General features: G+C 61.2%; 11 protein-coding genes and 1 pseudogene. 7 read left to right on the forward strand and 5 right to left on the reverse strand.

The annotated features are described in order from the left end of the window. Positions 1-12 precede the first annotated feature (12 nt). Complete coding sequence (locus tag QM780_RS12380; protein WP_415070765.1) at positions 13-426, forward strand: host attachment protein; 414 nt, start codon at positions 13-15, stop codon at positions 424-426. On the opposite strand, the gene QM780_RS12385 is transcribed toward QM780_RS12380, so the two are convergent. After that, on the reverse strand, positions 423-3,152 hold the full coding sequence (locus tag QM780_RS12385) for a bifunctional acetate--CoA ligase family protein/GNAT family N-acetyltransferase (protein ID WP_415070766.1): 2,730 nt from the start codon (positions 3,150-3,152) through the stop codon (positions 423-425). The two genes, QM780_RS12380 and QM780_RS12385, sit on opposite strands and share 4 nt — an antisense overlap. Positions 3,153-3,330: 178 nt before the next feature. On the opposite strand from QM780_RS12385, the gene QM780_RS12390 reads away from it, so the two are divergent. From QM780_RS12390 to QM780_RS12405, 4 genes and pseudogenes are all read left to right on the forward strand, one after another. Then, positions 3,331-5,184, forward strand: a complete 1,854-nt coding sequence (locus QM780_RS12390) for a PHA/PHB synthase family protein (RefSeq protein ID WP_415072034.1) — start codon at positions 3,331-3,333, stop codon at positions 5,182-5,184. Between the two features lie 92 nt (positions 5,185-5,276). Further along, positions 5,277-5,678, forward strand: coding sequence for a hypothetical protein (locus QM780_RS12395; protein ID WP_415070767.1), 402 nt, complete (start codon positions 5,277-5,279; stop codon positions 5,676-5,678). A gap of 23 nt (positions 5,679-5,701) precedes the next feature. After that, on the forward strand, positions 5,702-6,430 hold the full coding sequence (locus QM780_RS12400) for a CBS domain-containing protein (RefSeq protein ID WP_415070768.1): 729 nt from the start codon (positions 5,702-5,704) through the stop codon (positions 6,428-6,430). A gap of 83 nt (positions 6,431-6,513) precedes the next feature. Beyond that, positions 6,514-7,426 (forward strand): annotated as a pseudogene (locus QM780_RS12405) (zinc-dependent alcohol dehydrogenase family protein). 46 nt (positions 7,427-7,472) lie between these two features. Here the strand turns inward: QM780_RS12405 and QM780_RS12410 are convergent. From QM780_RS12410 to QM780_RS12420, 3 genes are all read right to left on the reverse strand, one after another. Next, positions 7,473-7,712: a lipoyl domain-containing protein gene (locus tag QM780_RS12410; RefSeq protein ID WP_415070769.1), complete on the reverse strand. Its 240-nt coding sequence runs from the start codon at positions 7,710-7,712 to the stop codon at positions 7,473-7,475. A 155-nt stretch (positions 7,713-7,867) separates the two neighbouring features. After that, on the reverse strand, positions 7,868-8,455 hold the full coding sequence (locus QM780_RS12415) for an HdeD family acid-resistance protein (protein ID WP_415070770.1): 588 nt from the start codon (positions 8,453-8,455) through the stop codon (positions 7,868-7,870). Between the two features lie 650 nt (positions 8,456-9,105). Next, the gene (locus QM780_RS12420) at positions 9,106-9,423 is read right to left on the reverse strand and encodes a hypothetical protein (RefSeq protein WP_415070771.1); all 318 of its coding nucleotides are present in this window, start codon (positions 9,421-9,423) and stop codon (positions 9,106-9,108) included. Between QM780_RS12420 and QM780_RS12425 the strand changes: the two genes are divergently transcribed. Both QM780_RS12425 and QM780_RS12430 read left to right on the forward strand, forming a co-directional pair. Next, the gene (locus tag QM780_RS12425) at positions 9,391-10,818 is read left to right on the forward strand and encodes an OmpA family protein (protein WP_415070772.1); all 1,428 of its coding nucleotides are present in this window, start codon (positions 9,391-9,393) and stop codon (positions 10,816-10,818) included. The two genes, QM780_RS12420 and QM780_RS12425, sit on opposite strands and share 33 nt — an antisense overlap. Before the next feature lie 35 nt (positions 10,819-10,853). Next, positions 10,854-12,521 (forward strand): DUF4166 domain-containing protein, encoded by a 1,668-nt coding sequence (locus tag QM780_RS12430; RefSeq protein ID WP_415070773.1) that lies wholly within the window; start codon positions 10,854-10,856, stop codon positions 12,519-12,521. Here QM780_RS12430 and QM780_RS12435 read toward each other — a convergent pair. Next, entirely contained in the window at positions 12,518-13,243 is a 726-nt protein-coding gene (locus tag QM780_RS12435) for a thermonuclease family protein (RefSeq protein WP_415070774.1), read from the reverse strand. The two genes, QM780_RS12430 and QM780_RS12435, sit on opposite strands and share 4 nt — an antisense overlap. Positions 13,244-13,409 lie beyond the last annotated feature (166 nt).

Below are 13,409 nucleotides of genomic sequence, written 5' to 3' on the forward strand. Positions count from 1 at the left end.
GGGATTGCAACAATGAAACCTACGAGCACCTGGATCTTGATTGCCGACGGCAGCGGCGCGCGCATTCTCGAAGCGCTTGGCCAGGGTCGCGGTTTTCGTGAGCATGCCATCGGATCAGGCGTACGGCATGAACCCTCAGGCCCGGAGACGGCGCCGCCGCACCAGCCAGTGGAAGGTCGGCCGGGAGCGAAGAGAGCTTTGCAGGCGCTCTTTGCCAGGCAGCTCAGCACAATGTTGGCAGGATATCTCCGAAACAACGCGTTCGACAGGCTCATCCTGATCGCGCCGGCGCCGTTGCTCGATGAATTGCGCAAGATGATCAGCCCCGCCGTGCGCGAGAAGGTTGTCGTCGAGATCGAGAAAGACATGACGGACATCCCGACGAGCGACTTGTCACTCTATCTCGACGAAGTGGCCGCGTCCTAGCCATCCATATTTTCGGTGAGTTTCTTGGCCGTCCTGGGTGCCGGCTCCGGCGAGGATGACGGATGCCAAACGACCTCGCGTATCGATGGATCGTCGGGAAAGGGCCGGGACTGAAAACCAAGTTCTCTCGCCATGTCGAGCATGTTCGTATTGGCGATATTCACGATGCCGCTGATCTGCTCGACGCCTTCGTGCTGGGCATAACTCAACAGCGTCGACATCAGCTCCCAGCCGAGACCAAGACCATGCAAATCGGAGCGGACGAGAACGCCGAATTCGCCGCGCGTCAAATCCGGCTCGAGCACGAGACGCGAACCGCCGATCAATTCATTGGTAGACGTCTCGATCGCGACGAAGGCCATTTCACGCGCATAATCGATCTGGGTGAGCGTTGCGAGGAACTCGTGCGGAAATGATCGGCGGTCGCTGAAGAACCGGAGGCGGGCATCCTCTTCGGAGATTTCCGACAAAAATTGCGCATAGCTGGGCTCGTCTTCGGGCTTAATCGGACGGATCAGGACATTGCCGATCTTGTTGAGCGTCACTTGGTGTTGCAAATGCGCGGGGTAGGGCCGGATCGCGAGAGGCAGCCGAGGATTGACTTCTTCGTCAGCGAGTTTCATGCGCGCGTCGATCGCAATGACACCGTTCTTGTCTGCGAGCAACGGATTGATGTCGAGTTCGCGAATTTCCGGGTGGGCGATGATCAAATCGCTGATGCGAACGAGGGTGTCGGCGATCGCGTCGATGTCGGCAGCGGGATGGTCGCGGTAGCCCTGGAGCAGGCGAGATATCCGTGTCTTGTCGATCATGCAGCGGGCGAGGTGCATGTCGAGCGGCGGAAGCGCCAGAGCGCTGTCGCGCAGGACTTCGACTGCGATGCCGCCCGCGCCAAACAAGAGCATCGGTCCGAATGCCTGATCGACGCTCATGCCGATGATCGTTTCGAGAGCGTGCGGCCGTCTGACCATAGGCTCGACCGTTACGCCATCGATACGCGCCTGCGGTAGCTTCGCTTTGATGCTGGCGAGCATGTCGGTGGCGGCCTGTTCCGCCGCGACGGCGCTTTCGAGATCAAGCTTTACGCCGCCAACATCGGATTTATGGGATATGTCGGGCGAAGCGATTTTGATCACGCAGGCGTCGTTGGTGTGGAGAATCCCGTCCGCAAGGGAACGAACTTCTGCCGGATCGCGGGCCAGAACCGCTTTGTCGGTCGGAATGCCGTAGGCGGCGAGGATCGTCTTGGCTTCGAGAGCTGAAGCGACGGTCCGGCCGCTTTCAAGGATCTTGCGGATCTCGCGGCGTGCGGCCTTTGCATCGTAGCTGTGGTCGCCTTCCGCCGCCGATGGCGTCCGCATCAATTCATCCTGACAGCGTGCGTGACGCACAAGTTGCATGAACCCGGCCACAGCGGCGGAGGTCGATTCGAACGTCGGGATCTTATTTTCCTCGAAAAGCGCTCTGGCATCGCGTACCGCTGCGTCTCCTAGCCAGCAGGTGATGACGGGCTTGTCGGCTACGATGTTGCGGTTTGCCGAAACGGTCTCGATCACCGCTTTGGCGGCATCGTCAGCGGAAAGTGTAGCGGTCGGACAGTAAAGAACGAGGACGGCATCGTCGTCACGATCGTGCAAGAGTTGGTGCAGGGCATCTGAATAGCGTTTCGGTCCGGCGTCGCCGATGATGTCGACAGGGTTTGCGCGAGACCACGTCGGCGGCAGGACGCGATCGAGAGCTGCAATCGTTCCAGTGCCGAGCGACGCAAGCGTTCCCTTCCAGTCCTGGAGTTCGTCGGTCGCCAGCACACCCGCCCCGCCGCCGTTGGTGAGAATGGCGAGCCTCTCGCCATGAAGGCGCGGCGCGCGCGACAGGATTTCGGCAGCGGCGAACAGTTCATCGAGCGTTCGCACTCTCAACAGGCCCGAGCGCCGGAACGCGGCTTCATAGGCGGCGTCCGATCCGGCCAAGGCGCCGGTATGGGACAACGCTGCATGGACACCACCTGCGTGCCGACCGGTCTTGACGACCACAACGGGTTTCAGGCGGGCGGCGCGACGAGCGGCAGAAATAAATTTCGGCGCCTGGGTGACGGCCTCGACATAGAGAAGGATGGCACGCGTCTGGTGATCGGTCGCGAGAAAATCCAGCATGTCGCCGAGATCGACGTCCGCCATTTCTCCAAGCGAAACGACGTGCGAGAAGCCGATACCGCGTCCCGCCGCCCAGTCGATCACGGCCGTCACCAGCGCGCCTGATTGCGAGACGAACGCCAGATCGCCGGAGAGTGGCGCGCGATGGGCAAAGCTCGCGTTGAGGCCGATCGTCGGCACCATCAGGCCGATGCAGTTCGGCCCGAGAACCCGCAAGCCGTAGGATCCGGCGACTTCGATCAGCGCCTGTTTCCGGTCACCCAAGCCGGCTGCGAGCGCCACTGCGGCGCGCGTGCCCTTGGCTCCGAGTTCTTCGATCAGGCCGACGATCGTTGCCGGCGGTGTCGCCAGGACGGCAAGGTCGGGCGGCGCGGGCAGGTCGGCGACCGAGGCGTAGCACTTTCGCCCGTCAATCTCGCTGTATTTCGGGTTTACGAGGCTTACCTCGCCGGTAAAGCCGCCTTGAAATAGGTTTTTGCGAACCGTTGCGCCAACGGAACCCGGCCGGTCGCTGGCGCCAATCAGAGCGACGGATCGCGGGGCCAAAAGATGATTCAAATTGCGAACAGTCATCAGCCCGAATCCTTAAGCGGGTACGGTCGAAAGTCCTATAAGCGATCGGGGCTGGCGTGTTCTGATCTGGGTCAATATCATTTCGCACCTGCTCACTTGAGCTGCGTCAATGGGATAGACGGCGATGAGTGCGAGAAAGCCGGTGGGTCGTTCGAGCGAAGAGGGCCATTTCTTGCATATGCCAGCAAACGTGCAGAATGCGCTTCCGGCGCCTCGATCCGATGCGATTGCCCTGCTCTCCGACCAGTCATCAACCCATTCCGAAATCGCTAAGGTTCCGGCGATCGCGCCCGCCGATCAACGGCCGCAGTCCGCGGGGCAACCGGAGCTCGACCGATATACGCATTATCTTCTCGCGCGACTGACGGCCGGTCTTTCGCCAGCGGCTTGCGCCAATGCGTTCTTCGATTGGGGAATGCACATGGCGACGTCGCCGGGGCTGCAACTGGAATTGATGGGCGAAGGCATACGACAGTGGATGCGGCTGGCGGCTTTCGGGCAGGAGGCGTCGGTCGCGAACGAGCCGCTGGCGCCGAGCGTAGTGACCTCACCGCACGATCATCGCTTCGTCTCCGCCGGCTGGAAACAGTTTCCGTTCAACGTCTATGCCGAGGCTTTTCTTCTCGGCGAAGAATGGTGGCATTCAGCGACCACCAGGGTTCGCGGCGTCGAAAAGCAAAATCTCAACCGCGTCGATTTCATCACCCGGCAGATGCTCGACGTTTTCGCGCCGGCAAATTTCGTTGCGACGAACCCGGACGTGCTCCAGCGCACGCAGTCGGAGGCCGGGCTTAATCTGCTTCGCGGCTATAAAAATTATCTCGACGACCTGAAGCGCCTGCGAACGCGCGAAGCGCCTCCAGGCGCCGAAAAGTTCAAAGTCGGCGAGACGGTTGCGATCACGCCGGGAAAGGTCGTTTTCCGCAATCATCTGATCGAGCTCATTCAGTATGAGCCAACGACCGAGAAGGTGCACGCCGAGCCGGTTCTGATCGTGCCGGCGTGGATCATGAAGTACTACATTCTCGATCTCAGGCCGGAGAATTCGCTGGTCAAATTCCTGACGGCGCAAGGTTTCACGGTTTTCATCGTCTCGTGGCGCAACCCTGACGCCGACGACCGGAACATCGGGTTCGACGATTACCGCCGCCTCGGCGTGATGGCAGCGCTCGATGCCATCACCACGATCACTGGTGACCACAAAGTCCACGCGACGGGCTATTGCCTTGGCGGAACGCTGCTTGCGACCGCAGCGGCGGCGATGGCAAGCGAGAACGACGACCGCATCGCGACGCTCACGTTCCTCGCGGCGCAGGCGGATTTCCGTGAAGCGGGAGAATTGACGCTCTTCGTCGACGAAAGCCAGGTATCATTCCTTGAAGACATGATGGGCGAGCAGGGCTTTCTCGACAGTGCGCAGATGGCTGGGGCCTTCCAACTATTGCGCTCGAACGATCTGATCTGGTCGCATGTCGTCAACGACTACCTGCTTGGCGAGCGGCAACCGGTTTTCGATCTGTTGGCGTGGAATGCGGACGCGACGCGGATGCCCTATCGCATGCACTCGGAATATCTGCGTTCGCTATTCCTCAATAACGATCTGGCCGAGGGTCGCTTCAAGGTTGACGGCCATGCGATCGCGCTGACGGACCTGCGTGCACCGATCTTCGCCATCGGGACGGAGACCGATCACGTTGCTCCCTGGCGCTCGGTCTATAAGTTCAACATCCTGAGCGATACGAGCGTAACCTATTTGCTGACGAGCGGCGGACACAATGCCGGGATCGTGTCGCCGCCCGGCACTTCGCACCGCAGTTACAGAATGGCAACCAAGCAGCCCAACGACAATTTCGTCGATCCCGATACATGGTACAAGACGACGCCAAAACACGAGGGATCATGGTGGCCGGCATGGGCCGAGTGGCTGGCACGAATGTCGTCCGGTTGGGTCGAGCCGCCGTCGATGGGTGCGCCAGAGAAGGGCTTCAAGCCTCTTTGCGCCGCACCGGGAACCTACGTGCTTCAAAAGTGAAGCCTGCCGGTTCGTGAAACTTGACCTTCGTCAACGCGGAGGATCAGAACAAAGCGATGATATTTTTGGTGCCTAGCATAGGAGTGACGAGCATGCTTGATCGACCTGCTTGGCGCGACACCAATTTAAGAGTGCCTGCGCCCGGAATTGCGCCTTTTCTCAATGCCTTCAATCCAGCCACGGGCTGCATGCATTTCTGGAGTTCGTCTGCCTACAAGCTTGGCGGAGACGTCGCCGAAAGCTGGCTGCACTTCTTGGGCGAGCGCTGGCTCAAGGATCTCAGATTTCCGCAACAGATCGCAGCGTGCAAAACCGCGGATGATGTGAATGTTGCCGTGTCGGAGTTTTGGCAGCAAGCTTCGAAAGATTATTCTGCCGAGTTCAACCAACTTGCCGATATAACCTGGGCTGCCATGCGCGAAACGATGGACGGCGCCTCGGAAAACGCGGCGAGTGACGCAGAGAAATGTTGCGGCAAATGCTCGTCGAAGTAAGCGTCGGCGCGTAGGAGAATGCGATGAAAGCCAGTGACGTGATGACGGCCAAGGTCATCTCCGTAGCCCCCGACGCCACGCTCGGCGACATGATCAAGCTGATGCTGCAGCATCGGATCAGCGGCCTTCCAGTCGTGACGAAAGAGGGCAAGCTGGTCGGGGTGATAACCGAGGGCGATTGCCTGCGGCGCGCGGAGACCGGCACCGAGGTGAAGCGGTCGTTCTGGCGCGACTTGCTGACGGGGTCTGAAACGCTCGCCAGTGAATATATTCAGTCGCACGGCCGCAAGGTGTCGGAGGTGATGTCGCGGGATCCGATCACGGTCGATCCCGATACAGACCTCAGCGAAGTCATTCACCTCATGGAGAAGAACCGGATCAAACGCGTACCGGTCGTCAAGAATGGCGCTGTCGTCGGCATCGTCAGCCGGGCGAATCTGCTGCAAACCCTTTCAGGTCTGGTCGGGGGCGCGAAGGTCGAGCAGAGCGATGCCGAGATCCGGCAAGGCGTCAACGCAGCCCTTGCCAACTTGCCGTGGGCGGCGAACGAATTTCTCAACGTCACCGTCAAGAACGGCGTCGTCGATCTTTGGGGATGTTACACGGCCTATCGCCAAGACGAGGCGGCTATCGTCGCGGCCGAGAATGTTCCCGGCGTGAAGAAGGTTCAGAGCCATCTGTCCTGGGTCGATCCGATGTCGGGCATGGTCGTCTATTCGCCCGACGAGAACGCGCCGGTCGCCGGGGCCTAGCACGATCGCTCAGTCCGACATGACGAGTGGGAGCGCGTTTAAGACGGCAGCTTCCGCGTTTGCGATTTTCGAGTGTGCCGCGCATGAAAGCCATGGTCTTCCGAGCCGTCGGACAGCCTTTAACGCTGGAAGAACGACCCGATCCGATTCCAGGCAAAGGCGAAATTCGCGTCCGCGTCGAAGCGTGCGCGGTCTGCCGGACGGACTTGCATGTGATCGATGGAGACCTGCCCGACCCGAAGCGTCCCGTCATTCCGGGACATGAAATCGTCGGCATCGTCGACGCCATCGGCCCCGAAACTCATGGCCACCAAATTGGCGAGCGCGTCGGCGTGCCCTGGCTCGGGCACACCTGCGGGCAATGCCCGTATTGCGTCGCCGACAGGGAAAACCTGTGCGACTTTCCGCTGTTCACGGGCTACACGCGCGACGGCGGATTTGCCACGCACGTCATCGCGGACGCGGCGTTTGCATTTCCTATGACCGGCTTCGACGATCCGGTGGCGGCGGCGCCGCTGATGTGCGCGGGCCTCATCGGCTGGCGATCGTTGCGCATGGCCGGCGACGGCAAGCGGATCGGCCTCTATGGCTTCGGCGCAGCGGCGCACATCATTGCGCAGGTGTGCATCTGGCAGGGCCGGGAAGTCTACGGCTTCACGCGGCCGGGCGATATGGATGCGCAGAAGTTCGCGCTGTCGCTTGGCGCCCGCTGGTGTGGCGGCTCGGATGAAGCGCCACCCGAAGAACTCGACGCCGCCATCATCTTCGCTCCGGTCGGCGCGCTCGTACCCATGGCTCTGAAGGTGGTACGGAAAGGCGGCCGCGTTATCTGCGGTTGCCAACCTGACGCGCGAAGATGCGAGGGAATTTCTAGCGATCGCGCCGCAAGCGGGCGTTCATACTACAACGACTGTCTATCCACTCGCGCGCGCCAATGAGGCCCTCGCCGATTTGAGGGCGGGCCGCTTTTCGGGCGCTGCTGTCCTGGTGCCGTAGAGACGCGATCTGCGCGCCTCCACCAGACAACGCGATGCGGCGTGTTTCATTCGGCGATCGTTGCGATCAGCGAGCCCGGATCGATAACGCTATTTTCGCGGGCGACGATCGTTACAACTCCGTTGATTGGCGCGGTGATCTCGTGCAACGCGTCCTCGATGCGAACTTCAGCGATCGAATGACCGGCTGCGACGCGCGCGCCGTCCGAAACGAGCCATCGCACGACTGTCCCTTCAGGGAAAATGCTCGACGCCCACAGGGCCTCGTCAACTTTGATGTCCGGCATGTCTGCTCCAAGTGTTCATCGCTATTTACGGGTATAAGGCGGCCGCACTCTCACGATGTGACACGGCGACAGATATGACCTTGGTCAAACTTGGCTGCGCCGCATGGCAGCGCAGCTAAAGCCGCAACGGTGTTTGCGGGTCTTTTCGGAGACACCTAAGGCCGGACGTCGATGTTACGAGCCTGGAGCGCCATCGCAATCAAGGCGAAGCCGCCGAAGATCATATTGATGCCGACCAGCAGTCCGATCGCCCATGCCGCAGACGACGGCAGCCCGAGAAAAATCAATGCGCCGAGCACCAGATCGACGATGCCGCTCAACAGCATCATCAGCCAGCTTCCCGGCAGCTCGTCGCGATGCTCGAGCGCAAACATGATCGAGGCGATGCCCTCGATGATGAAAAAAGCGACCAGCACGACGGTGAGCGAGATGGCGCCCTCGGCAGGCGAAAAAAGCAGATAGAGCCCGGCGCCGATACCGAGAACGGCCGACAGGAGCGACCACCAGAAGCCCGGCATCGGACGCGTCGAAAAGGTCGTGAAAAGACCGGCGATGCCGCTGAAAAGCAAAATCCAGCCGATGAAGAACGCGACCGTCAGCGTCGCGATCGGCGGCACAACGATCGCCGCGACGCCGAGAAGAACGAGAATTATCCCTTCGACGAGGAACAGCTTCCAGTTGGAACGCAGGGACGTAACGAGCGCGAGCCGCAAGCTTTGGACGTCAGGCCGATCGAATGACATTTATTCTAGCTCCCCAGGTTCAGACGAAATCATCGCTGCAAGCAGGTAATGCTCGATACTATGATACTTCGTCGGTCCGCGCGGTAGTTGCATTGAAGGTCGTGAACGGGATGCAAACAAGGCCGTTTCAAATCCACCCATGTCATTGATCCGACGCAACGAACGCATGGTCATGCTTCGTCTGACATTCGATCAGTGGCATCGAATGTGGACTGCGCGAGTTGTAGGGGCGGCGCAATAACGGACGCGTCGCGGGATCTTTTACCGGAGCTTGTCCGTTTCAATCGTCAGCGTCACTCGTTTTGCGAGACGATGGCATTGCTTATTGGGAGATAGTGCAACTTTGGTCGGAGCCGCCAATGCGCGCGTCGTCGATGAAATCGATCTGCAGGCGGCTTATATCGGGCGGCATCTGCCATTCAGCGACGAAGAATTTTTTGCGCCATGATTTGGCCGCAAGCTATTCACGCTCGCTTCATATGGCTGCCCTTATCCACGTCGTTTAGCGGGGAAAGTTTGCCTCGACCGCAAATGGCGGTGAAGGCATGAGACCGAAGTTAAATTGGCGATCAAGCCAGAGCAATCGAAGCGCCAAAGCGGGCGCAACAAAAATCCGAGGAAACTTCATGAAACTCAGCCGACACGCCGTTCTAGCTGCCGCTTCGCTTCTGGCGGCAGTCTCGGCGACGCCCGCTCTCGTCAGAGCCGATGATCAGCAAAACGAACGACAGCGACCGGGCAAAGATAGCGGCGGCGAACAAAAGCATCGCGACCATGAAGACAAGGGTGGAGGTTCCCGGCGAGATAAAGGGGAAAACCGCCAGGGTCAGGGAAATCAGCAGTTCCAGGGCCAAAAGCGCGAAAAGCAGCGTCCGCCTGCGCTCGGACAACAGCAGGCGCCGCAGCAAGCGCCCCAGAACACGCAGAAGCCGCAGTTGCAAAAACCGCAGTTCGGCAATGGCGGACAAGGCCAGAACCCCAACGCATTCGTGAGGCCGAAGCCGAAACCGCCGGTCGTCGACAACGGGGCGCCGCAGCAGCAACGCCCGCAGAATTTCGACAAGCCGGTCAACAATCAGTTCGGCAACCAGAACAAGGACCGGCACAAAGACAAGCGCCCGGATCAATTCGGCGGCGGTAATCCTGGCGGCCCGAACCAGCCGAATTTCAAACCGGGCAATCCAGGCAATCCTGCCGCCCGTCCGGCCGGCAACTTCGCGCCGCCGGCAGGGCAGCCGCAGTCGCCTGCCGAAGCGAAACGGCGTTTCGAAGCGCTTCGCGGCCAGCGTAAGGAAGTGAAGTTCGACGGCGGCAAGGGCGTCGTCATCGAAGAGCCCGGCAAGCGCCGCATCTTCAAGGACAACAATCGTGTTTTCATCCAACACGACGACAACGAGCGGCTAAGACGCGTGGCGCCGAATGCGCGCTTTGAGAAGGGCAAGGGCGGAACGAACATCGCCGTCATTGACCGGCCGGGTGGATACAAGATCTACTCAGAGACGGACGCCAACGGCCAGTTGATCCGCCGCTACCGGCGTGGCCCCGACGGGCGTGATTTCATCATCATCGATAACCGCAGACGTCATCGCGACAACTTCGGCCGGGATCTTGCGGCTGGAATCGGCATCGGTGTCGGCGTCGTTGCCGGCGCGGCGATCTTGAATTCGGTTCTCGATGTGCCGCCGCCGCGCGTCACCATTCCGCGTGACGAGTATATCGTCGATTACGAGCGCGCGAGCGACGAGGATGTCTACGACGCTTTGAGTGCGCCACCGGTCGATAATTTCCGCGACCGCTACACACTCGATGAAATTCGGGCCACAGCCGCGCTTCGCGACCGGATGCGCCGCGTCGACCTCGACGACATCACATTCGACTTCGGGTCGTGGGAGGTCACGCCGAGCCAGTACGGTAAGCTCGATCGCATCGCGCGGGCCATGAAGCGTATCATCGACCGCCATCCGGACGAGGTCTTCATGATCGAGGGCTATACGGATGCGGTCGGCACGCCGGAGGACAATCTCTCGCTTTCCGACCGGCGGGCGGAATCCGTCGCCGAGGTGCTGACGGATCAATTCCAGATCCCGTTCGAGAACCTGACGACGCAGGGCTACGGCGAAGAGTTCCTCAAGGTTCCGACCTCGGCGCCGGAACGTCTCAACCGGCGCGTGGCGGTGCGGCGTATTACGCCGCTTCTCGCCCGTGGCCAAGGTGCGCCGCCTCCGCCGCCGTCTTCAGGTGCGCGTCAGCAAAATTATGACGACGGCCCGGGCGGTCCCGACGATGCTGGTCCGGATAATGGTGGTCCGGATAACGGCGGCCCCGATGACGACCGCGGCTACGATGGTCCTCCGCCACGCTGAGCCGACGCTCCAAGACTTAAGTAAGAGGAACGCATGTGCCCCGTCGCATTGTATTGATAGGTGCGACGGGGTTTTTCGGTCAGCGGCTGGCAAGGCGTCTTGCGCAGATCGACGGCACCGAACTGGTGTTGACGTCACGCGACAAGGCGCGGGCTCAATCTCTCGCCGATGAAATCGGCGGCGGCGGCAGAATTGCTTCGATCGCTTTCGAGCGAAGTGATGCCACGGACATCGCAGCACTTGCTCCGTGGCTCGTCATCGACGCCTCCGGCCCATTTCAAATGGCGGGCTATGACCTGGCGGGCCGAGCGATCGCGGCGGGGGCGCATTGGATCGATCTCGCCGATGCGCGCGATTATCTTCTCGGCTTTTCCGACGGTCTCGACTCGCGTGCGCGCGCTGCGGGTGTCGTGGCGCGGGCGGGAGCAAGCTCGACGCCGGCGCTTTCGTCGGCGGTTGTCGAAGATCTGACGCGCGGCTGGCGACGCATCGACAGCATCGACATCGCGATCCTCCCCGGAGGCAAAGGCGAGGTCGGTTTGTCGGTCATTCGCGCCATCCTGTCCTACGTCGGCAGGCCGATTGCGACGTTGGCGGAAGGGCGACCGCAGACCGTAATCGGATGGGGAGAAGCGCGGCGCATCGCTGTTGACGGCCTCGCCACGCGATATGTTTCGCCCGTCGAAACCGCCGACGCGGCCCTGATGCCCGAGCGATTTGGAGTTACATCGCGCGTGTCGTTCGGCGCCGGACTTGAATCTCGCTTCGAACAGTTCGGCATCCTGCTGCTCGCACATCTCCGTCGATGCGGACTGATTTCCAATTTGGAGCCGTTGGCGCCGATGCTGGCGCGGGCGCGCGGTCTGACACGGCCGTTTGCTTCTGACCGCGGCGGAATGATCGTCACGTGCACAGGACTCGACGGCGACTGTCATTGGACTTCGGCGCGATGGATACTTCAAGCGTCTCCGGGCCAGGGACCAGACGTTCCCATTCTGCCGGCGGTGGCGCTGACGCGCGCTTTGCTGCGCGGTGATGAAAAGTCAGGAGCGGCAGTCGCGTCGCTTGCACTCGCCGCGATCGAAGCGGAAATGAGTGCTCCGTCGTTGACAACGTCGCGTCTGGTTCGCGTGACGACGAAGCCGAGCTTGATCGAAGCCGCGTGTGGCGGCGGTTATGGCGACCTTCCCAGCGCGCTTCGGGCATTCCATGCGCAGAACGCACCGCCGGTCTGGCACGGCAAGGCCGATATCGATGCTTCGCGATCGCTGACTGGCCGGCTGTTGCGATGGGTGTTCGGCTTTCCGCCGACGGGACTCGATGTCGATGTGACAGTCTCGGTCGATCGCGAAGAGGGCGCGGAAACCTGGACCCGCAATTTCGGCGGGCGACGGTTTTCATCACGACTGACGCACGAGGGTGGCAACATCGTATCGGAGCGGTTCGGCGCGATCAACGTACTGCTCGGACTTGAAGCGCGTGGCGGTGAAATCGCAATGCCGGTCGTCGGCTGGCGTATCGGCGCGATAAGGCTTCCGCTGGTCCTCGCGCCGAAATCCGAGACACGCGAGTCCGCCGGGGACGACGGGCGCTTTCATTTCGACGTAGCTATTACCCTGCCGATGATCGGGCGTCTCGCGCACTATCGCGGCTGGCTCGAGCCGAAGACGATCGCCGCAACCGAGTTGGCCGCGAGCGGCTAGTTCGGAGACGCCGCACGCCAGCCGGCCGCTATGGCTTCTTGTTCCGAGCAGAACCAGCGCTTGCCTCTGCCCGCAGCCATGCTGACGCTGTCGTACCAAGGGTCCCACGGCATGTGATAGATGCGGCCACGCGACGAGACGTTGCCTTTGATCGCGCAGCCGCTGGGTGCGCTCGTTTCGGCGACTTGCCATTCGTTATGGCGAAAGTCCCAAGGTGCCTCGGCTTGCCCCTGCCAGACGCCGATCCTGGCTTTGCGGGCGTCGGCTTCGATGCCGACATAGGTGACGGAATATTTTACGAAGGCCCAGGCAAGACCGGCTCGCACCATCGCTTCGTCGATATCGGCGCCGTCGACGAAGCATGTGGCGAGCGCCCGGCCGTAGCGGTCGTTGCCCTTACGATCGCAAGTCACCTCCTGATTGTCCGCGAGCCGTCGCAGCAGCGCAGCGGCGGCGCGACCGCAATTCCAAGATTCGGCCGTCGCGGTTTTGCAGGTCTGGGCGATTTCGGGGGCATCGATACCTTCAAGGCGAACGCGCGTTAGACCGACATCGAGCGTATCGCCATCGACCACATGGCCGATGCCGGAGATGATTGCCGGCTGACCATCGTCGCGGCCGGACCAGCCTTTTGCCGCGGGCGGGGCGAGAGCGCATAAAAAAAACGCACCAGCGATAAGGCCGGTGCGTGAAAGTCGTGGGGGGAAGGACTCAGTGAACATGGCGAATCCTCGCCCGTCGCGGTGTCGCAACCTGGGCGAAGTGGTGGTCGATTTATGTAATTAATACAGGCGGATACAACCGCTTTGCGGGTGCATGGCGCGTACCGTCCGTTCGGTACCGGCGGTTCGATCGAGAGGAAACGCAATTTGCAGAACTTCGGTGAAA

It is taken from the genome of Hyphomicrobium sp., from assembly GCF_047600905.1.
Taxonomy (GTDB): domain Bacteria; phylum Pseudomonadota; class Alphaproteobacteria; order Rhizobiales; family Hyphomicrobiaceae; genus Hyphomicrobium_B.

Bases quoted from the DNA above. Each gene is read 5' to 3' on its own strand.
- QM780_RS12380 (WP_415070765.1), top strand. From the start codon at position 13: ATGAAACCTACGAGCACCTGGATCTTGATTGCCGACGGCAGCGGCGCG.
- QM780_RS12385 (WP_415070766.1), bottom strand. From the start codon at position 3,152: ATGACTGTTCGCAATTTGAATCATCTTTTGGCCCCGCGATCCGTCGCT.
- QM780_RS12390 (WP_415072034.1), top strand. From the start codon at position 3,331: ATGCCAGCAAACGTGCAGAATGCGCTTCCGGCGCCTCGATCCGATGCG.
- QM780_RS12395 (WP_415070767.1), top strand. From the start codon at position 5,277: ATGCTTGATCGACCTGCTTGGCGCGACACCAATTTAAGAGTGCCTGCG.
- QM780_RS12400 (WP_415070768.1), top strand. From the start codon at position 5,702: ATGAAAGCCAGTGACGTGATGACGGCCAAGGTCATCTCCGTAGCCCCC.
- QM780_RS12410 (WP_415070769.1), bottom strand. From the start codon at position 7,712: ATGCCGGACATCAAAGTTGACGAGGCCCTGTGGGCGTCGAGCATTTTC.
- QM780_RS12415 (WP_415070770.1), bottom strand. From the start codon at position 8,455: ATGTCATTCGATCGGCCTGACGTCCAAAGCTTGCGGCTCGCGCTCGTT.
- QM780_RS12435 (WP_415070774.1), bottom strand. From the start codon at position 13,243: ATGTTCACTGAGTCCTTCCCCCCACGACTTTCACGCACCGGCCTTATC.